The sequence below is a fragment of the Streptomyces sp. NPDC127092 genome, assembly GCF_042722475.1.
Taxonomy (GTDB): domain Bacteria; phylum Actinomycetota; class Actinomycetes; order Streptomycetales; family Streptomycetaceae; genus Streptomyces.
Map to the genome: position 1 here is coordinate 1 of NZ_JBHXFE010000327.1, position 1,196 is coordinate 1,196.

The following is a 1,196-nucleotide window of genomic DNA, read 5'->3' on the forward strand; positions in this document are numbered from 1 at the left end:
GCGTCGGCGGGGCCCTGGAGAAGGAGAACCTCGGGACCATCGTGGGCTGGTGCGCGCAGGAGCTGCCCGAGGACAAGCCGCGCCACCTGCTGGGCATCTCCGAACCCGATGACCTGTTCACCGCCGTCGAGAACGGCGCCGACACCTTCGACTGCGTCTCCCCCACCCGTGTGGCCCGCACCGGCGCGTTCTACACCCGCGACGGGCGCTACAACCTGCCCGGGGCGAAGTACCGCCGCGACTTCGGCCCGCTGGACCCCGAGTGCGACTGCTATACGTGCGCCCACTACTCCCGCGCGTACCTGCGGCACCTGTTCAAGGCGAAGGAGATGGTGGCGCACACGCTCCTCTCCATCCACAACGAGCGGTTCACGGTCTCGCTCGTGGACCGGATCCGTGCGGCCATGCAGGACGGCACGCTCGCCGAGCTCAAGGCCGAGACCCTCGGCCGGTACTACGCCCCGAAGGGCTGAGGGGCGCTGGGTGCGCCGGCACGCTGCGGGGGGGAGCCAGCACGCTGCGACGGGCGCGAGCCAGACGTTTCTGCTGTTCTGAGGGGGCTGTCTCGACCGATTCGTCTGGCTCAGCGCCGCTCGGACGCGTGGGGGACGTGAGCCAGACGATTCAGCGGCTCCTGCACAGGGCCGCCGACCCGGCTCGCCCTCCACGGCCCTCGCGGTCGCGGCGCCGGGGCCGCCCATGGAAGGAGAAGGTGGCGGCATGGTCGCCCCTCCTCCGCACGACGACGCCCTCGGCCCCGTCTTCCCGGTCGCCGCGGGGCTGCAGGCCGGCCTGACGGCCTCGCAGCTGCGCGGCCCCCGGTTCGACGCCCCGCACCACGGGCTGCGGCACACTGCCGGGGGTCAGCCCTCACTGGCCGACGTCGTCCGCGCCCTCCAGCGGACGAACCCCGGCACCGCGGCCACCCACGCCACCGCCGCTCGTCTCTGGGGGATGTGGCTGCCGCGGCAGTGGGAGCGCGGCCCCGTCCATCTGGCGCGCACGCGGGCCGAGGGCGGGGCGCCGCGCCGCAGCGGCGTCGTCGGGCATGAGCTGCACCCGCAGGACCCCGTGCTGGTGCGCTCGGGGGTGCGGATCACGACGCCGGCCGCCACCTGGGCGGCGCTGGCGCAGCTGGGTCTGCCGTTGGCCGACGTCGTCGCCGCCGGGGACAGCCTGCTGCAACGGGCTGACGG

General features: G+C 74.2%; 2 protein-coding genes. Both read left to right on the plus strand.

Annotated features, from left to right (window positions below; translation table 11 throughout):
* A partial coding sequence (locus tag ACFWJO_RS40115) for a tRNA-guanine transglycosylase (RefSeq protein WP_386873276.1) occupies positions 1 to 473 on the plus strand: 473 nt, incomplete at its 5' end.
* 247 nt (positions 474 to 720) lie between these two features.
* On the plus strand, positions 721 to 1,196 hold a 476-nt coding region (locus tag ACFWJO_RS40120), incomplete at its 3' end, for a hypothetical protein (protein ID WP_386873278.1).